At 65.4% G+C, this 15,088-nt stretch carries 17 protein-coding genes; 5 read left to right on the plus strand and 12 right to left on the minus strand.

All coding sequences use genetic code 11. The features are described 5' to 3' along the window. Window positions 1–103: 103 nt before the first annotated feature. A complete protein-coding gene (locus O6X71_RS00900) occupies window positions 104–1,348 on the plus strand; it encodes a M20 metallopeptidase family protein (protein ID WP_353464062.1) in 1,245 nt (414 codons plus the stop codon). Between the two features lie 190 nt (window positions 1,349–1,538). Here O6X71_RS00900 and O6X71_RS00905 read toward each other — a convergent pair whose 3' ends face one another. The 3 genes from O6X71_RS00905 to O6X71_RS00915 all read right to left on the minus strand — a co-directional run bounded on the left by O6X71_RS00905 (window position 1,539) and on the right by O6X71_RS00915 (window position 5,282). Continuing rightward, entirely contained in the window at window positions 1,539–2,651 is a 1,113-nt protein-coding gene (locus tag O6X71_RS00905) for a serine hydrolase (protein ID WP_353464063.1), read from the minus strand. 118 nt (window positions 2,652–2,769) lie between these two features. Beyond that, a complete protein-coding gene (gene nadB / locus O6X71_RS00910) occupies window positions 2,770–4,347 on the minus strand; it encodes an L-aspartate oxidase (RefSeq protein ID WP_353464064.1) in 1,578 nt (525 codons plus the stop codon). Beyond that, the gene (locus tag O6X71_RS00915; RefSeq protein ID WP_353464065.1) at window positions 4,344–5,282 is read right to left on the minus strand and encodes an ABC transporter ATP-binding protein; all 939 of its coding nucleotides are present in this window, start codon (window positions 5,280–5,282) and stop codon (window positions 4,344–4,346) included. Before O6X71_RS00915 ends, nadB begins: the two co-directional genes overlap by 4 nt. A 281-nt stretch (window positions 5,283–5,563) precedes the next feature. On the opposite strand from O6X71_RS00915, the gene O6X71_RS00920 reads away from it, so the two are divergent. Together O6X71_RS00920 and tldD are read left to right on the plus strand one after the other, a co-directional pair. Beyond that, window positions 5,564–5,797, plus strand: coding sequence for a zinc-finger domain-containing protein (locus O6X71_RS00920; protein ID WP_031393477.1), 234 nt, complete (start codon window positions 5,564–5,566; stop codon window positions 5,795–5,797). An 18-nt stretch (window positions 5,798–5,815) separates the two neighbouring features. Next, complete coding sequence (gene tldD / locus O6X71_RS00925) at window positions 5,816–7,243, plus strand: metalloprotease TldD (RefSeq protein WP_353464066.1); 1,428 nt, start codon at window positions 5,816–5,818, stop codon at window positions 7,241–7,243. Here the strand turns inward: tldD and O6X71_RS00930 are convergent. Both O6X71_RS00930 and O6X71_RS00935 read right to left on the minus strand, forming a co-directional pair. Further along, window positions 7,240–7,530, minus strand: coding sequence for a CcdB family protein (locus tag O6X71_RS00930; RefSeq protein ID WP_353464067.1), 291 nt, complete (start codon window positions 7,528–7,530; stop codon window positions 7,240–7,242). The genes tldD and O6X71_RS00930 overlap by 4 nt on opposite strands. Then, the gene (locus O6X71_RS00935; RefSeq protein WP_353464068.1) at window positions 7,531–7,776 is read right to left on the minus strand and encodes a type II toxin-antitoxin system CcdA family antitoxin; all 246 of its coding nucleotides are present in this window, start codon (window positions 7,774–7,776) and stop codon (window positions 7,531–7,533) included. It lies immediately after the preceding gene. 49 nt (window positions 7,777–7,825) lie between these two features. Here O6X71_RS00935 and O6X71_RS00940 point away from each other — a divergent pair, with 49 nt between their 5' ends. Together O6X71_RS00940 and O6X71_RS00945 are read left to right on the plus strand one after the other, a co-directional pair. Further along, the gene (locus tag O6X71_RS00940) at window positions 7,826–8,386 is read left to right on the plus strand and encodes a pyridoxamine 5'-phosphate oxidase family protein (protein WP_353464069.1); all 561 of its coding nucleotides are present in this window, start codon (window positions 7,826–7,828) and stop codon (window positions 8,384–8,386) included. Continuing rightward, window positions 8,383–8,580 (plus strand): DUF2007 domain-containing protein, encoded by a 198-nt coding sequence (locus O6X71_RS00945; RefSeq protein ID WP_056057596.1) that lies wholly within the window; start codon window positions 8,383–8,385, stop codon window positions 8,578–8,580. The genes O6X71_RS00940 and O6X71_RS00945 overlap by 4 nt, the downstream gene beginning before the upstream one ends. A 211-nt stretch (window positions 8,581–8,791) precedes the next feature. Here O6X71_RS00945 and O6X71_RS00950 read toward each other — a convergent pair whose 3' ends face one another. The 7 genes from O6X71_RS00950 to miaB form a co-directional block, all read right to left on the minus strand. Further along, on the minus strand, window positions 8,792–10,120 hold the full coding sequence (locus O6X71_RS00950; RefSeq protein WP_353464070.1) for a PQQ-dependent sugar dehydrogenase: 1,329 nt from the start codon (window positions 10,118–10,120) through the stop codon (window positions 8,792–8,794). A gap of 79 nt (window positions 10,121–10,199) precedes the next feature. Beyond that, window positions 10,200–11,099 carry a hemolysin family protein gene (locus O6X71_RS00955; protein WP_107962772.1) on the minus strand — a complete coding sequence of 300 codons (900 nt, stop codon included), beginning with the start codon at window positions 11,097–11,099 and terminating at the stop codon, window positions 10,200–10,202. Between the two features lie 8 nt (window positions 11,100–11,107). Beyond that, window positions 11,108–11,617, minus strand: a complete 510-nt coding sequence (gene ybeY, locus O6X71_RS00960; protein WP_353464071.1) for an rRNA maturation RNase YbeY — start codon at window positions 11,615–11,617, stop codon at window positions 11,108–11,110. 9 nt (window positions 11,618–11,626) lie between these two features. Continuing rightward, window positions 11,627–12,022 carry a type II toxin-antitoxin system VapC family toxin gene (locus O6X71_RS00965; protein WP_353464072.1) on the minus strand — a complete coding sequence of 132 codons (396 nt, stop codon included), beginning with the start codon at window positions 12,020–12,022 and terminating at the stop codon, window positions 11,627–11,629. Next, entirely contained in the window at window positions 12,019–12,276 is a 258-nt protein-coding gene (locus tag O6X71_RS00970; RefSeq protein ID WP_120300446.1) for a type II toxin-antitoxin system VapB family antitoxin, read from the minus strand. Before O6X71_RS00970 ends, O6X71_RS00965 begins: the two co-directional genes overlap by 4 nt. A gap of 48 nt (window positions 12,277–12,324) precedes the next feature. Next, complete coding sequence (locus O6X71_RS00975) at window positions 12,325–13,329, minus strand: PhoH family protein (protein WP_056057614.1); 1,005 nt, start codon at window positions 13,327–13,329, stop codon at window positions 12,325–12,327. A gap of 386 nt (window positions 13,330–13,715) precedes the next feature. Next, window positions 13,716–15,029 carry a tRNA (N6-isopentenyl adenosine(37)-C2)-methylthiotransferase MiaB gene (gene miaB / locus O6X71_RS00980; RefSeq protein WP_353464073.1) on the minus strand — a complete coding sequence of 438 codons (1,314 nt, stop codon included), beginning with the start codon at window positions 15,027–15,029 and terminating at the stop codon, window positions 13,716–13,718. Window positions 15,030–15,088: the final 59 nt, after the last annotated feature.

Consider the following 15,088-nt stretch of genomic DNA (forward strand, 5'->3'; position numbering starts at 1 on the left):
ATTGGGGAACGGAGGTAACGTCGTACGGCGCTCCGTTACTTGGACCTTCCCAATTGGGCCCCGGCCTCCGCCGGGGTGGAAGCCAGTTTTCAAGGAGTCAGACATGTCCCTCGATTTCGAATCCACGACCGACTGGACGCCGACCGACTGGACAGCCATCGGCGAGGACAGTCTCGACGATGCGATCACCCTTCGCCGTGCGATCCACGCGGACCCCGAAGTCGGCCTCCATTGCCCGCGCACCTCGGATAAGGTGAAGGCTGCGCTCGCCGGCCTCCCGCTCGAGATCCGCGACGGGATCTCGACCACCGGCTTCGTCGCGATTCTCCGCGGCGGGCGCGGCGGCACGGCCGGCGGCAACGGCCGCACGGTACTCCTCCGCGGCGACATGGATGCGCTGCCTATGCAGGAGGAAACCGGTCTGCCGTTCGCCTCCAAGATCGACGGCGCGATGCACGCCTGCGGGCATGATTCGCATACCGCCATGCTCGTCGGCGCGGCCAAGGCGCTGTGCGCACGGCGGGACGAACTGCCTGGCACGGTCGTCTTCATGTTCCAGCCCGGCGAGGAGGGCCATCACGGCGCGCGCCACATGATCGCCGACGGCCTGCTCGACTCGCCGCTCCCCGAGGCGGGCTTCGCGCTCCACATCTCGCCCAACATGCCGATGGGGCATGTCGTCAGCCGCGCGGGCACGCTGATGGCTTCGACCGACACGCTTCGTGCGACGATCACCGGGCGTGGTGGCCATGCGGCGATGCCGCACGACTGCATCGATCCGCTGCCGATCGCCTGTGAGATCGTTACCGCGCTCCAGACCTATGTCGCGCGACAGGTGGCGGTCACCGACCCCGCAGTGCTTTCGATCACCAAGCTCAACGCAGGGTCGGCGCACAACGTCATCCCGTCGACCGTCGAGATGCTCGGCACGATGCGGACGCTGTCGGAGCGGACTCGCGAGCAGGTCCGCGCGGCGTTCATCCGCATGGTGGAGGGGATCGCCGCGGCGCACGGTGCGGTCGGTACGCCGACGATCGAGGAAGGCTATCCGGTCACGGTCAATGACGAGCGTGCGACCGAGCTGATGAAGGCGTGCGCGACCGCGATTGGCGGCGAGGGCGCGTATCAGGTGATGCCGCCGATGATGGGCGCGGAGGACTTCTCGTACGTGCTCCAGAAGCTGCCCGGCGCGATGGCGTTCATCGGCGCGGCGCCCGAGGGGAGCGATCCGCGCACCAACCCGCCGTTGCACAACACGAAGATGACGATCGACGAGCGCGTGATGGCGCATGGGATCGCGATGCACTGTGCGGTGGCGGAGCGGTTTCTGGCGAACGGGTTCGACTGACCGGCGGTCGCTGCGGTCTGCGTGGAACGGCTGGACGTAGCGGTTTCGGGCGAGCCGCTCGCAGCTGGTCATCCCGCGCGGTCCCAAAGGTTACGATAAAGTCACACCAAGACGGTGTCAGGGCCTGCCTCCGAGTAGCGCACTGGCACCCGGTCTTAGCTGGCCTATGCTGCACTGCAGCACGGAAACATCAGCCTCTTGGCCGTGTGGTCCCGGCATAGTTCGCCACCGCCGCCGCGGCCGCCTGGATCAGTTTCTGGCGTTCGGGCATCGGCCGGATGGTGTCGCCGATCATGACTGCGATCCCATAACGACGTCCATCGGGGGCGGTGAGGAGGCCGACGTCGTTGAAGCCGGCGTTGCGGCGGCCGAGGTCCTGGCCGGTGCCGGTCTTGTGCGCGATCTCCCAGCCGCCGGGCAGCGCCGCGCGCAGGCGAGCGCGGCCGGTTACCGAACGACCCATCGTGTCGAGCAGGATCTTCGTCGAGGTCTCCGACAACAGGTCGCCCTTCGCCAGCCGGGCGATCGCGTCCGCGATCGCGATCGGCGCGGCGCCGTCGGGTGGATTGCGGACATACGCGTTCAGCGCAGCCTCGCGCACCGCGGGCGACAGCCGGTTGCGTGCCGTCATGAAGCCACCATTGACCGCGTAGGATGGCTGCCAGACCAGTCCTGCCGTGCCACTCTGCAACAGCCGCTCACCCGGCCCGAACCGGATCGCACCCAACTGCTTGCGCGCGATCATCGACCGCACCGCGGATGGCCCACCGACACGCGTGAGTAACCGGTCGTTCGCGGTATTGTCGCTATGCGTCAGCGCGCGCGTCAGCAGTTCGCCGACCGTCGTCCGGTAGCCGTCGCCCTTTACCAGCATCGCGATCGGCTGGTGGAACAGCGTCAGGTCCTGCGGCCGCACGACGATCGGCTCGTCGAGGCGGATCTTGCCCTGGTCACGCAGGTCCATCACGGTCATCGCGACCCAGAGCTTGCTGACCGACTGCTGCGGCAACAACTGCCGCCCGCCGGCCTCGACCGTCCAGCCATCGTCGACCGCGCGTATCGCGATGCCAGCCTTGCCCTGGAACCCACTCTGCAGTTCGGAGATCGCGTTGACGAGGCCGGCGGGCGCGGGGCGCGGCGTCCGCGGCAGGGGCGGCGGCACCGGGATCGACACGAACCCCTCGGACTGATGCACCGGCGAGACGGCGGGCGGGGTCGGTCGCGACGCCGATCCGCATCCGGCGAGCGCTGCGCCAAAAAGCGTGGTTGCCAGAAGACGCTTGAACGCACTCGCCGATGTCATGATGGATTGAACGCCCTGCACTGAAGCATCGACCCTTATCCGTTGATCGGCCACGCGAAACTGCGGCGGCACGTCGCTGCGACGAAGCGCGCCGACGATGCGCCGAGCCGTCGTCATCCTATGGAACGAGAACCGTATCGACCGCCTCCGGCAGCGTCTCCGGGTAATCGAGCGTGAAGTGCAGCCCGCGGCTTTCGTGCCGATGCAGCGCGGATCGGACGATCAGTTCGGCGGTCTGGAGGAGGTTGCGCAACTCGATCAGGTCGGGGGTCACGCGGAAATGCTGGTAATATTCCGCGACCTCGTCGTTGAGCAGTTCGATGCGGTGCTTGGCGCGTTCGAGCCGCTTGGTGGTGCGGACGATGCCGACGTAATTCCACATGAAGCGGCGGATTTCGGTCCAGGTCTGCTTGATCACGACCTCTTCATCCGAATCGGTGACTCGGCTTTCGTCCCAGGGGCGGATCGGCGGGGGCGGGGGCAGCGAGTCCCACGCGGCTGCGATGCTGTCCGCCGCGGCCTCGCCGAACACGAAGCATTCGAGCAGCGAGTTGGACGCGAGCCGGTTGGCGCCGTGCAGGCCGGACTCGGTGCACTCGCCTGCCGCATACAGGCCGGGCAGATCGGTCTTGCCATGTTCGTCGATGACGATGCCGCCGCACGTGTAATGTTGCGCGGGGACGACCGGGATCGGCTGCGTGGTCATGTCGATGCCGAGACCGAGCAGCTTCTCGTGGATGTTCGGGAAGTGATGGCGGATGAACTCGGCAGGCATGTGGCTGATGTCGAGATGGACGTAGTCGAGCCCGTAGCGCTTGATCTCGGCATCGATCGCGCGCGCGACGATATCGCGGGGGGCGAGTTCCATCCGCGCGGGATCGTAATAGGTCATGAAACGCTTGCCGGTCGACGGGTTGATGAGCCGCCCGCCTTCGCCGCGGACCGCCTCGGTAATCAGGAAATTCTTGACCTCCAGATTGTAGAGGCAGGTCGGGTGGAACTGCATCATCTCCATGTTGGAGACGCGAGCGCCGGCGCGCCACGCCATCGCGATGCCGTCGCCGGTCGCACCGCGGGGGGCGGTCGAGAACAGGTAGGTGCGGCCCGCGCCGCCGGTCGCGAGGATCGTCGCGCGCGCGGTGTAGAGGGCGACGCGCTCGGTCCTTCGGTCGACCGCGTAGACGCCCCAGACGTTGCCCGACCCCGAATAGCGTTCCTCGTGACGGCCGGTGGCGAGGTCGATCGCGATCTGGTCGGGCACCAGCATAATGTTCGGGTGTGCTTCGGCGGCCTTCTGCAACGCTTCCTGCACCGCCCAGCCGGTCGCGTCGGCGACGTGGACGATGCGGCGGTGGCTGTGGCCGCCTTCGCGCGTGAGGTGGAGCGCGTTGCCTTCGGTCTCGAAGGGGACACCGAGGTGGGTAAGGCGCTCGATCGCGGCGGGGGCACCTTCGACGACCATCTCGACGATCGCGCGGTCGTTGAGCCCGGCGCCGGCGACCATCGTGTCCTCGACATGATTTTCGAACGTGTCGCCGGGTTCGAGCACCGCGGCGATCCCGCCTTGCGCCCAGGCGGTCGAGCCTTCGTTGAGCGCCCCCTTGGCTAACACCGTGACCTTGAAGCGGTCGGCGAGGTTGAGTGCCGCGGTGAGACCTGCGGCACCCGAGCCGACGATCAGGATGTCGCTCGTCATGCGTTGGCGGCGCGAGTCAGGCTGAGGAAGACGTCCTCGAGATCGGGTTCCTTGGTCGAGACGTCGACGATGCCGAAGCCACCGGACTGGATCGCGGCGAGGACTTCACCGGCGTTCACGCTGTCCTTCTTGTAGGTGATTTCGAGGGTGCGCGTGCCCTTGAGCGTGATCTTCTGAAAGCAGGCGTTGGCGGGGATGTCGGTCACGTCGCGATCGACGGTGACGGCGACGATCTTCTCCTGCGCCTTGCCGACCAGCTCGCGCGTCGGTTCGTTCGCGATCAGGCGGCCGTTGTTGATGATCGCGATCCGGTCGCAGAGTTCTTCGGCTTCCTCCAGGTAATGCGTGGTGAGGACCACCGTCACGCCGGCCTGGTTGAGGCTGCGGACATAGGTCCAGAGCTGCTGTCGTAGCTCGATGTCGACGCCCGCGGTCGGCTCGTCGAGGACGAGCACGGGGGGCGAGTGGACCATCGCCTTCGCGACCATCAGGCGACGCTTCATCCCGCCGGACAGCGTGCGGGCGTAAGCGTGCGCCTTGTCCTCGAGATGCACCGCGCGGAGCAGTTCCATCGTGCGGCGCTTTGCCTTGGGGACGCCGTAGAGGCCGGCCTGGATTTCGAGCGTCTCGAACGGCGAAAAGAACGGGTCGAACAGGATCTCCTGGTTGACGATCCCGATCGACGCCTTGGCGTTGCGCGGGTGCTCGTCGATGTCGAAACCCCAGATCGCGGCGCTGCCGTCGGTCTTGTTGACGAGGCCGGCGAGGATGTTGATCAGCGTCGACTTGCCCGCGCCGTTGGGGCCGAGCAGGCCGAAGATCTGGCCACGTGGCACGTCGAACGTCACGTCGTCGAGTGCACGCTTGGGCGGCGCCGTGCCGACGGGCGCGTAGGTCTTGCAGAGGTTCTTGATGGCGATGGCGGCTTCGGTCATGCCAGCGGCATAGCGGGGGCCGCAAGGCGGGTCATCCCCTGACGATCAAAGAAGATTGGTTCGCGCAGAGGCGCAGAGAGCGCGGAGGAATTGTACCGAGTCTGTCGGTCGGGAGACGCCACGATCTGCTCCGCCGTAGATCATATGAACGGTCGCTTCGCGACAAGCGAAACATCCCCGCGCTCTCTGCGCCTCTGCGCGAACCCATTCTTCCTTTTATCGTGTTGGCGGACGCGGAAGAACCAATTGCCCGGCCCGCGCGCGCTTGCTATCGCGCCCTCATGCATCCGCCGCTCGAAACCACCCGTGTCACCCACGCCCGCGTCGCCTGCGATGGCGCCACCGACATCCCCGGCGGCGCAGCGCTTGGCCATCCGCGCGTCTGGTTGCAGATCGACGAGACCGGATACGTCGATTGCGGCTATTGCGACCGGCGCTTCATCCTCGTTGGCGGTGCCGCCGATGGCGCGGACCAGTCGACTTTGCGCGATCACGGGGATGGCGCAGGGCGCTAAGCCTCTTATATCTATCGGATGACGATAGCAGCAGACCCCCGTTCGTTTCTCTACCGCGATACCCTCGATCCCGAACAGGCGCAGGCGCTGACCGCCAAGGCGCTCGGCAAGGCCGATGACGGCGAGCTGTATCTTCAGTACCGCAAGGCCGAGGCGTTCGGGTTCGACGACGGCCGGCTGAAGACCGCCTCCTACGACACCAGCTCGGGCTTCGGTCTGCGCGCGGTATCGGGCGAGATGACCGCGTTCGCGCATTCGAACGAGATGACCCCCGCTGCGATCCGTCGCGCTGCCGAAACGATGGCGCTGATCGAACCAGGCATCGCCGCGAAGGCTGGTCCGCCGCAGGGCACCAACCAGCGCCGCTACACCGCCGCCGATCCGCTCGACCTCGTGCCGTTCGCCGACAAGGTGAACCTTTGCCAGACGATCGACGCCGCAGCGCGGGCTCGCGATCCTCGTGTTGCGCAGGTATCGGTCAGCCTGTCCGGGACGTGGTCGGTGGTCGAGATCGTCCGTGCGGACGGTTTCGTAGCGACCGACGTACGGCCTTTGGTTCGGTTGAACGTATCGATCGTCGCCGAGCAGAACGGGCGTCGCGAGACGGGGAGCTACGGGATCGGCGGCCGCTATCTCTACAACGACCTGTTCGAGCCCGCGACGTACAACCGTGCGATCGACGAGGCGTTGTCGCAGGCGCTGGTGAACCTCGACTCGATCGCCGCCCCCGCCGGTGAGATGACGGTGTTGCTCGGAAATGGCTGGCCCGGCATCCTGTTGCACGAGGCGATCGGTCACGGGCTCGAGGGCGATTTCAACCGCAAGGGTACGTCGGCCTTCTCGGGTCGTATCGGCGAGCGGGTCGCGGCCGAGGGCGTGACGGTGGTTGACGACGGCTCGCTCCAGGATCGCCGCGGCTCGCTGACGATCGACGACGAGGGCACGCCGACGCGCGAGACCGTGCTGATCGAGGACGGCATCCTCAAGGGCTATATGCAGGACCGCCTCAACGCACGGCTGATGGGCGTCGAGGCGACCGGCAACGGCCGTCGTGAAAGCTACGCGCATGCGCCGATGCCGCGGATGACCAACACCTTCATGAAGGCCGGCAACGACGATCCCGCCGAACTTCTGTCGCGCGTGAAGAAGGGTATCTTCGCCAAGGCGTTCGGCGGCGGGCAGGTCGACATCGTGTCCGGAAAATTCGTGTTCAGCTGTACCGAGGCGTATCTGATCGAGGACGGCAAGCTCGGCGCCCCGATCAAGGGCGCGACGCTGATCGGCGATGGTCCGAGTTCGCTGACCAAGGTGCGCGGGATCGGCAACGACTTCGCGCTCGACGAGGGCATCGGGATTTGCGGTAAGGGCGGGCAGTCTGTGCCGGCTGGTGTCGGCCAGCCAACGTTGCTGGTCGACGGGCTTACGGTCGGTGGGACGGCGGCTTAAAACCCAGAGATCAACATATCGAGCGCAGCCTTGATCTCGAACTGTGCTGCGGCGAGGGTAGTGACAGTATCTTCGATATCGCGGACATCAATCGCGCGCGCTAGCGGCGTGATCATGGTCAGCGCCGTGCCGTCGATAACGAAGGTCGGAGTCAGCCGCTTGAGTGCGACGGTGTCGATCGGGCGAAGAGGCACCACGAAGCGGGTCGGCAAATCGGCCAGAAGATCAGACTGGCAATCGATCACCAGAACGTTGCCGCGAACGCGGTAGACGTCGAACTGTGCCATTCAGAGCGACCGAAAATGGGCGAGCGGATCGCCGTTCTTTTCGTACCAGTGGTTCCAGCCCTCTATCGCCTCGCGATTTTCTTCCTTCCAGCGCCGCTCCTGTTCGACTTTGGTTGCGTGCCTGATAGCGTGTTCGCTGATCTGGGAGAGGTTGAGCCCTGCCTCCCGTGCTGCCGCTACGATGCCGGTATCGAGCGACATATTGACCGATTTGCGCTTGCCGGTTGCGACGGGATCATGTTTCATGGGCATAGAGTATGCGTGTCGATGATGCGCGTCAATTCGGAGCCGAACGATGGACTTCTTCCCCGCACTCACCGACGATCATCGCGCGTTCGTGATGCGGCAACCGGTATTCTTCGTTGCTACCGCTGCCGCAAACGTGCGGATCAATCTCAGTCCGAAGGGCATGGACAGCTTTCGTGTGCTTGATTTGAAGACCGTCGCGTACCTCGATGTTGGCGGGTCGGGGAACGAGACCAACGCGCATCTAGCGGCCGATGGTCGCATCACGATCATGTTCTGCGCGTTCGACCAGCCGGCGCTGATCTTTCGCATTTATGGCAAGGGGCGCGCGGTGTTGCCGCAGGACGACGGCTGGGCCGAGCTATATGCGCAGTTCACGCCGCTGCCTGGGACGCGGCAGATCTTCGTGATCGCTGTCGACGAGGTGCAGACGAGTTGCGGCTGGGGCGTACCGTTTATGACGCTGGACCGTGAACGCCAGACCTTGTCGAAATATCACGCCAGGCAGTCCGACGCCGAGCGGATCGAGGAATTGGCGGGGCCAGTCGCGAGCATCGACGGGTTGCCGGTTCGGCTTGGCACCGTTCTGCCGGATCGCGTCGGAGCATGAGCCTGGTCGAACTGGGGCGGTACGGCCGCAACGAGGCTCATATCATCGTCGGGCGGCTGGAGAGCGAAGGCATCCCCGCAATCGCGTTCGATGGTGGGATGTCGATCATGGAGGGCAGCTGGTTGCTGATCCCGGTTCGCGTGATGGTCGACGAGGATGACCTCGACGAGGCGAGGGGGATCTTGGCGGGGTGAGCAGGTGCGTTAGGCGCTGACAGAAAGCCGCCTGAGCCCCCGGATTGTCGTTCCCGCGCAGGCGGGAACCCATACTGGCAATGGTCGCGAGTCAATTGACAAGCCTTGAGCATATGGGTCCCCGCCTCCGCGGGGATGACGAAAAGTTGGGATCGCCCGCGCCAATTACCAGCGTATTGGAGGGCGGAGTCTTGACCACCCTCCGCCAAGATCAGCCCCCAGCGCTAACCCGCCAGATCGCGTTGCCAACATCGTCCGCGACGAGCAGGCCACCGGTCTTGTCGGTAATGACGCCGACTGGGCGGCCTTGCGCGTCGCCGTCCTTGTTCAGGAATCCGCCGAGCACGTCGACCGGCTTCGCGTTCGCCGCCGGGAAGCCGGCGTCGCCGAAGGGCACGTAGACGACCTTGTAGCCCGACACAGGCTTGCGGTTCCACGAGCCGTGCTCGCCGACGAACGCGCCGTTGGCGAACTTCGCGCCGAGCTTTGCATCCGCGGAGAAGGTCAGGCCGAGCGCGGCGACGTGCGGTCCGAGCGCGTAGTCGGGGCGCTTGGCGTATTGCTGGAGTGCGGGGTTCTTTGGCTCGACGCGGGTGTCGGGATAGCCGCCCCAATAATACCAGGGCCAGCCGAAGTGATCGCCGAACTCGACCTGCGTCAGGTAGTCAGGCGCGAGGTCGGAGCCGAGCATGTCGCGCTCGTTGACGACGGTCCATAGCCCGCCCGACTTGGGGTTGATCGCCATGCCGTTGGGGTTGCGCAGGCCGGCGGCGTAGATCCGCCAGTTCTTGTCCTTCGGCCAGACCTGCAGGATGTTGGCGCGGTATTTCTCGGCGTCCATGCCGTTCTCGGCGATGTTCGACGACGAGCCGACGCCGACGTAGAGCGTCTTGCCGTCGGCCGCGGCGATGACATTGCGTGCCCAGTGATTGCCGCCCGGGTTGAGCTTGATGACGAGCTCGGGCTTGGCGGTGATCTTGGTCGCGCCATCGGTGTACGGCACGCGGACGAGCGCGTCGGTGTTGCCGATGTAGAGTTGGCCATCGAGCAATGTCATGCCGAACGGCGAGTTGAGACCGGTGATGAACACCGACTTCGTTTCCGCCACGCCGTCGCCGTTCGCGTCGCGGAGCAGCGTGATGCGGTTGGCCGACGGCACGCCGGCGCCGGCGCGGCCCATCAGCACCTTCATCACCCAGCCGGTGATCCCGCCGCCGTCGCGCGGGGGCGAGTTGGTCTCGGCGACCAGCACGTCGCCGTTGGGGAGGCGGTACATCCAGCGCGGGTGATCGAGCCCGGTCGCGAACGGCTGGACCTTGAGACCCGCGGCAGGCGTCGGCATCGCGCCGTTCTGCCACCCGACGACCTTGGCGACCTTGACGGTCGGGATCGTCTGGATGCGGGGATCGGTGATCTTGGGCAGCTTGCCGGCGACTTGGTCGACCGACAATTCCGCCGTGTCGGGCCAGGCGAGATAGGTGACGCCCGCGGCGATCACGAGCAGGATCAGGCCCAGGACGATGAGGATATGTTTGCGCATGAAGGGAAGTTAGAACGGAGGCAGGGCCGGGGCAATGGATCATGGGCAAAAGGCCCGTCGATCCATTGCGTAGGCTGTATCAGTCGTCGTCCTCGACCGGAACCACCGGCGGATGCAGGCGCAATCGGTTGATCCGCCGCTCGTCGGCGTCGATGATCTCCAGCTTCCAGCCACTTGGATGATCGACGCATTCGCCGATCTGCGGGACATGCCCCGCGAGCAGCGCTGCCAGCCCGCCCAGCGTGTCGATATCGCCATCTACCTCCGCCAGGCGCGGGTCGATCAACTCTGCGGCATCCTCCAGTTCGGCGCGCGCATCGGCATCCCAGGCACCACCTTCGATCGGCGTCATCAGCACTTGGGGCGCCTCGTCATGCTCGTCCTCGACCTCGCCGACGATCTCCTCGATCAGGTCCTCGAACGTCACGAGGCCTTCGGTGCCGGAGTATTCGTCGAGCACGATCGTCAGGTGGACGTGCTTCTGGCGCATGTCCGCGAGGAGATCGAGCGCACCGCGCGACATCGGCGCGTAGAGCGGCTCACGGATCAGCCCGGCGATCGAGGTCGGATGCTCGGCACCGGTCGCGAGGATGTTGAAGACGTCCTTGATGTGGACCATGCCGATGATCGTATCGAGGTTGTCGCGATAGACCGGCAGGCGACTATGCCCGGCTTCGGCGAACAGCTTGACGAGATCGGCGAACGGCGTCTCCTCCTCGACCGCGATGATGTCGGCGCGCGGCACGCCGACATCGCCCGCGTCGCGCTCGCTGAAGTGGAGCAGGTTGCGGACCATCTGGCGCTCGAGCGGGGTGAGATCACCCTTCGCATCGGGGGCGGGATCGCCCTCGTGCCGGTCGATCGCATCCTCGAGCTGGTCGCGAAGGGATTCGTCTTGAGCACCGAAGATCAGGCCCTTGAGCCCGCGCCAGATACTGTCGCTACTATCGCCGTTACCGGCATTGGGGCCATCGGCCATCGTGGTCGTCAGTCCTCTGTTATCAGATAGGGGTCGTGGAGGCCCAAGGCGGCGAGCGCGTCGCGTTCGATCTGCTCCATGCCCTCGGCCTCGTCGTCGTCGATATGATCGTAGCCTAGCAGATGCAGCGTGCCGTGCACCATCAGATGCATCGCATGATCCTCGACCGAGATACCGCGCTCGGCCGCTTCCGCGACGCAGACGCCGTGCGCGAGGATGATGTCGCCGAGGAGGACTTCGCCATCGTCCGAATTCTGAGTGATCGTCTCCAGCAAGTCCGCCTGGACCATCGGGAAGGATAGGACGTTGGTTGGCTTGTCCTTCTGGCGGTATTGCTTGTTGAGCGTGTGGACCTCGTCGTCGGAGGCGAGGCGGATCGAAATCTCGACCATGGCGGCGCTGGTCAGCAGTTCGCCGTGCGGGGTCCGCTGGATCGCTGCCGTTGCCGCGCGCAGTGCGAGAGCGTCCCAATCCTGTTTAGGCCAGGGGGCGTCGGAGGAGAGCGCGATTTCGAGCATGCAGGTCCTTCAGGCGAGATCGGTCAGGGCGAAATCATTACCCTTGTAGAGAAGTTCCGCGCCATGAGTTTTCGCGCAGGCATAGGCGAAACAATCGCCCATGTTGAGGCGAGCGGGGTGGCGGCCCTTGCCGTAGCGTGCCGCCGCGACAATTGCCTGCTGGCCTTCGCTGTGGCCGATCGGCACGAGACGAAGTCCGGCTTCATACGCAAAGCTCGAAATGAGGTCGGCCGCCTGCTGGAGGCTGACGGTTTTCAACCTTGCGATCGCCTGTGCCGCTTCCCACGCGCCGACCGCGCAATAATAGCGGTCGACGTGCGCCTCGATCACATCGGCGAAATCATCCGCTTCCGGCTCGCCGTGAATGATTGCGACAATAGCGGATGCGTCGACGAGAATGGTCAATCGTCGTCCTCATCGTTCAACGAATCGTAGAAGGCCTTGTCGGCCTCAAGTCCTGTGGACTCGCCTAATGGATGCGCCTCGCGCCAGGCGCGCAATCGTTCTCGCATGCTTAGCGGAGGAGCTTCCGGTGCCAGTTCCGCTTTGCGCTTACGCAGTAGATCACGAACGACCTCGGTCTTGGTCACGCCCAGACGTGCCGCAAGCTCCGTCGCGAGCTCGGCTGTTTCGTTGTCCTTGATGTAGAGAGACGCCATCGTCATCCTCCTGGGATATCCCGGATATACTCCGGGATATCCCGAGCATCAACCATCGGTCCCTTCGTACGCCTCGACGACGCGGCCGACGATCGGGTGGCGGACGACGTCGCCGACCGTGAAGCGGCACATCGAGATGCTCTCGACGCCTTCGAGGCGGCGGACTGCATCTGCCAAGCCGGACGCTGCGACGCCACCGGGGATGTCGACCTGCTTCGGATCGCCGCAGATCACCATGCGGCTGTTCTGGCCGAAGCGGGTGAGGAACATCTTCATCTGTGCGGGCGTGGTGTTCTGCGCTTCGTCGAGGATGACGAAGGCATCCGCAAGGGTGCGGCCGCGCATGAAGGCGATCGGGGCGACCTCGATTTCGCCCGATGCGATGCGGCGTTCAACCTGCTCGGCGGGGAGGCAGTCGTAGAGCGCGTCGTAGAGCGGGCGAAGGTAGGGATCGACCTTCTCCTTCATGTCGCCGGGGAGGAAGCCGAGGCGTTCGCCGGCTTCGACCGCGGGTCGTGACAGGATGAGACGCTGGACGCTGCCGTTGATGAGCTGCTGCACCGCCTGCGCGACCGCGACATAGGTCTTGCCGGTGCCTGCCGGCCCGAGCGCGAAGATCATGTCGTTGTTGGCGAGCTCGCGCATGTAGTGCGCTTGCGCCGGCGTGCGCGGCACGATCGTCTTCTTCCGGGTGCGGATCATGATCGGCGGAGCACCGCCGCCACCGGCATCGGCGCGGATGATGCCTTCGAGGACGGGTTCGTCCGCCATCGCGATCGACGCGTCGACCAGGCCGGCGTCGACGTCCTCGCCGCGCTGGATGCGGGCGTAGAGATCGTGGAGCACGTCACGCGCCTTGGCGACCTGTTCGGCGGTGCCCTCCAGGCCGATCTTGTTCCCTCGTGCGGTGATGTAAACGCCGAGACGATTTTCGAGCGCTACCAGGTTCTGGTCGTATTGGCCGAACAGCCGGACGAGCAATTGGGGCTTGTCGAACAGCAGCTCGACTCGGGCGCGGTCACCGGACTGGGCGGGAACGGGTTTACGGCTCATACGGTCCTTTCAGGGTGTCAAAGGTTACGCCTGGAAGCGTCGAACCGTAACCTTTGAAAGGAAGATGAGCATCGCGGGCGACGCGTTCAAGCCGCGCCGGAGCACTGGCCGAGAGATGGTTCGAGTCGCGTGGGCGAAGCTGCATCGGGGGCGAGTGTGACAGGCGATCGGGGTGTAGGACAGCGAAATCGCGGGGGGTGGTTTCGCGAGCCGCGCGTTTTACTTTGATGCCTCAGGGACGCCGTTGCGATCCTCCCCCGCAAGGGGGAGGTGTCGCCGCAGGTGACGGAGGGCGAAGACACGGATCTATGCGTTGGCGCTTGCCTCCCCCTCCGTCAGGCAAGAGCCTGCCACCTCCCCCTTGCGGGGTAGGATCAGATTGGGGCTCAGGCGGCTTCGGCGATCCGTTCGATACCGGTCAGGGAGTTGGGACCTGCCGCCGCCAGCGTGACTTCCACCAAGTCGCCGATCGCGTGGTTGCCGATCAGGTGGACCGATTGCAGCCAGGGGGATTTGCCGATCAACTGGCCAGGGAGTTTTCCCGCGCGTTCGAGCAAGACGGTGCAGGTGCGGCCGACGGTGGCGGCGTTGAAGGCGTGCTGGTCGCGGTTGAGCGCGGCCTGGAGACGTTGGAGGCGCTCGTCCATGACTGATTCCGGGACCTGTTCGACGATCGACGCCGCGGGGGTGCCGGGGCGGGGGCTGTATTTGAAGCTGTAGGCCTGCGCGTAGCCGACCGCGTCGACGAGGCTCAGCGTGTCATCGAACTCGGCGTTGGTCTCGCCGGGGAAGCCGACGATGAAGTCGCCCGAGAGTGCGATGTCGGGGCGGACGGCGCGGACGCGGTCGAGGAGGCGGAGGTACGAGTCGCGGGTGTGGCTGCGGTTCATCGCCTTCAGCACGCGGTCGCTGCCGGACTGCACGGGGAGGTGGAGGAACGGCATCAGGCTCTCGATGTCGCGGTGCGCGTCGATCAGGCCTTGGGTCATGTCGTTGGGGTGGCTGGTGGTGTAGCGGATGCGCGCGAGGCCGGGGATGCGGTCGAGATCGCGGATCAGATCGTGCAGGCCGCGCTCGTTTTCCGACCAGGCGTTGACGTTCTGGCCGAGCAGCGTGATCTCTCGCGCGCCGGCGTCGACCAGCGCTTTCGCCTCGTCGACGATCGCTGCGAACGGGCGGCTGATTTCTGCGCCCCGTGTGTAGGGCACGACGCAGTAGGTGCAGAATTTGTCGCAGCCTTCCTGCACGGTGAGGAACGCCGAGGGGGCGACCTTCCGACGCGAGGGGAGCGCGCCGAACTTCGACAGCAGCGGCATGTCGGTGTCGAGCGAGGGCGTGCCGGCGGCGGCTTTCGCAACCAGGTCGGGCAGGTTGTGATAGGCCTGCGGGCCGACGACGATGTCGACCTTGGCTCGCGTAAAGATCTCCTCGCCCTCGGCTTGCGCGACGCAGCCGGCGACGGCGATCATGGGGGTCTTGCCCGACTTGCGGCGCTGGTCCTTCCGGAGGCGGCCGATGTCAGAATAGACCTTTTCGGTGGCGCGTTCGCGGATGTGGCAGGTGTTCAGGACGACGACGTCGGCGTCGACTGCGTCGGCTTGGGTGAGGCCCTGGGCGGCCATCAGTTCGGCCATGCGCTCGCCGTCGTAGACGTTCATCTGGCAGCCGAAGGATTTTACGTGGAAGGTTTTGGGGGACATGACCGCACCCTATCAAATTTCCGCGCGCGGGGGGAGGGGGCGTCGTTGCTTGCAAAGCG

This window comes from Sphingomonas faeni (assembly GCF_040407505.1).
In the GTDB taxonomy this organism is placed as follows: domain Bacteria; phylum Pseudomonadota; class Alphaproteobacteria; order Sphingomonadales; family Sphingomonadaceae; genus Sphingomonas; species Sphingomonas faeni_E.